This is a genomic window from Chromobacterium alticapitis, assembly GCF_002924365.1.
Classification (GTDB): Bacteria; Pseudomonadota; Gammaproteobacteria; order Burkholderiales; family Chromobacteriaceae; genus Chromobacterium; species Chromobacterium alticapitis.
The window spans coordinates 1-2,658 of sequence record NZ_PQWB01000209.1 but is presented as its reverse complement, the minus strand read 5'-3'; the positions used below and the strand labels follow the sequence as shown (position 1 = coordinate 2,658).

Here is a 2,658-nt window from a genome sequence, read left to right as displayed (position 1 = left end):
CGCCAGGCGGCCAGATAGCCCTCATTCGCGTACAGCGCGAGCGCCCGGCCGCGCCGCCAGGCCGGGTTCGCCTTCACAAAACTCAGAAACTCGGCATTGGTGACCGGCGCGGCGCGCAAGCGATACGCCGCCAGCCGCACGGCGGCGCCGTCCGCCGACAGCGCGCTGCGAAAAGGGCCGCCGGGAATGGCGACGTACTCCGCGGCGGCGGCGGCCGTCGGCAAGCCGGCCACGCACGCCGCCAAGCACCAGGCGGCCAGTCTCATGGCTTTTGCGCCCGCAGTTTCTTCACGTCGTCCACCGTCACCACCGGCTTGCCCTGGTTGAACTTCACGCTGACGTAGTTGAGCACGTCCGTCACCTCCTCATCCGACAAGTCCAGCGAGGGCATCACGCCGTTGTAGCTCACGCCGTTCACCGTCAATTGGCCGGCGCGGCCGCCCAGGATGATGCGCGCGGCCTCCAGCGGCGTTTTCTGGATCAGGTCCGAATTGGCCAGCGGCGGAAACACGCCGGGCACGCCCTGGGCGTTGGCCTGGTGACAGGCCACGCAGTTTTTGGAAAACACCGCCTGGCCATGATCCGCCGGGTTGCTTTCATGCGCCTGCGGCGGCTCGGCGTTGATTGGCGCCTCTTCGCCCGGCGCGGTCCTCACCGCCGGCGCGGACGCGCCTATATCGCTGATCTGCCCCTTGCCATAGATATCCGGCTTGTCCGGTCCGCTGACCGCCAGCAAGCCTATCGCCCCCTTGTTGAAGGCGCGGGTCAGCGAGTGGTCCACCAGGGTCAGGTTGCCGGGCACCTTGGGCGTGAATTCGACGATGGCGGAGCCGCCGGACGGCACCATGGTGGTCTGCACATTGCGCTGGAAGGCGGAGCCGCCCTCGGTGTACACCTTGTCGAAAATGGCGCCGATGACATGGAAGCTAGACGTCAGATTGGGGCCACCCACGCCGAAGTAAATCCTGACCTTTTCGCCGGCCTTGGCCGTCAGCGCGTTCTTGCCCGTCAACGAGCGATCCGCGCCGTTGAACAGCACGTAGCTGGGTTTCTCGTCTATCGCCTTTTGCATGTCGAAAGGCTGCAGCCCGCCGGCGCGGTAGCCGGTGGTGGTGTAGAACTCGCCCTGCATCACGTAATACTCGCGGTCCGCCTTGGGCAGCGGCGTCTTCGGCTGAACCAAGATCATGCCGTACATGCCGTTGGCGATGTGCATGCCCACCGGCGCGGTGGCGCAGTGGTATACATACAGGCCCGGATTCAAAGCCTTGAAGGTGAACACCGCCTGCTTGCCCGGCGCCACCAGCGTTTGCGGCGCGCCGCCGCCGGGGCCGGTGACCGCGTGCAGGTCGATATTGTGCGGCAGCTTGTTGCTGGCCAGGTTTTTCAGGTGCAGCTCGACGGTGTCGCCCTCGCGCGCCCGTATCATCTTGCCCGGCACTGTGCCGCCGAAGGTCCAGAACATATAGCGCGAGCCCGGAGCGATTTCGCGTTCCACCTCTTCCACCGTCAGCTCCACGACCACTCGCGCCGGCGCCTTGCGGGTAATGGGCGGCGGCAGATTGGGCGGCGCCACCAGCGCCTCCCGCTCGATGGGCAGGCCGTCCGTCCCCGCCGCCATGGCGGCCGCGCCGCATCCGCCTGCCAACATCCCCGCCAGCGCGCCCGCCAGCGCCAGCTTTCCCTTACGCATCTTGCCCATCGTCACGCTCCTCTTGCAGGAGCGGCGCCGCGCGCCGCCATTAAATGTATTTTCAATACAAGTTCAGTGTGCGGCATAGAAAGTGCGGAAGAAATGACAACCGTATGTTTGCTTGACCAAGCTCAAGCTTTGCCGCGCCGCTGTGGCGTGGCCGCCAAGGACGCGGCCCGCTTGTCTAAAAATAGCCGGCGATCGCCCCATCCCAAGGCGCGTTTTTTCATTCGGGCGTCGTAGCAAGGCTGCAACAGTGCGTTTACACAACATCTAGTGGCCCGCCGCCGCGCCTTTCCCCTCTGCTAGCAAAGCGCCGTCTTTCAACCGTTTGCGGCCGGCCTATCCGTTGCCGATTTTTTGCAGAAAAAATTCCATGCCCCGCAAAGCCAATAACGGCGCGGTTTTCCGGATTTCCGCACAAAGTCAAGACTTGAACTACATCGCTCCCACCACTAGAATTTGCGCATTCCTAGCGGTGTTGACGGTATATATTGTGTTTACCCACAGCCCGCACACAGCTTTTCAACAGATTTGTCCACAAGCCGACCTGCCGCCAAGAACGCAGCGCGGCCGGACTTAAACTTCTCTTTATCGAGGGATACATGCAACTGACCACCTTTGAAGGGCAAACCGCCGCAGAACTCGGCCGGGCCGCCGCGCCGCAGGCCGACTTCAGCCAGTACAAAACCATTCGCCGCAATGGCGCGGTGGTGCCGTTCGAACCCGTCAAGATCTCCATCGCCATGACCAAGGCCTTCCTGGCCATCATGGGCCAACAAGGCGCCACCTCCGCCAGCATCCGCGACAAGGTGGCTCAATTGACGGAACAGGTGGTCAACGCGTTGATGCGCCGCAAGCCGGAAGGCGGCGCCATCCACATCGAAGACATCCAGGACCAGGTGGAACTGTCGCTGATGCGCTTCGGCGAGCACGACGTGGCCCGCGCCTACGTGCTGTACCGC

Annotated in this window: 2 protein-coding genes and 1 pseudogene; 1 reads left to right on the top strand and 2 read right to left on the bottom strand. The window is 63.8% G+C overall.

The features are described 5' to 3' along the window. Positions 1-266, bottom strand: a pseudogene (locus C2I19_RS21505) (formylglycine-generating enzyme family protein); the annotation flags it as partial. Further along, positions 263-1,702 carry a copper-containing nitrite reductase gene (nirK, locus tag C2I19_RS21500; RefSeq protein WP_199181327.1) on the bottom strand — a complete coding sequence of 480 codons (1,440 nt, stop codon included), beginning with the start codon at positions 1,700-1,702 and terminating at the stop codon, positions 263-265. The gene nirK and the pseudogene C2I19_RS21505, both read right to left, overlap by 4 nt. A gap of 596 nt (positions 1,703-2,298) precedes the next feature. Between nirK and C2I19_RS21495 the strand changes: the two genes are divergently transcribed. Further along, positions 2,299-2,658 (top strand): ATP cone domain-containing protein (locus tag C2I19_RS21495; protein WP_255410718.1); only part of this gene is annotated, 360 nt, incomplete at its 3' end.

Bases quoted from the DNA above. Each gene is read 5' to 3' on its own strand.
- nirK (WP_199181327.1), bottom strand. From the start codon at position 1,702: ATGGGCAAGATGCGTAAGGGAAAGCTGGCGCTGGCGGGCGCGCTGGCG.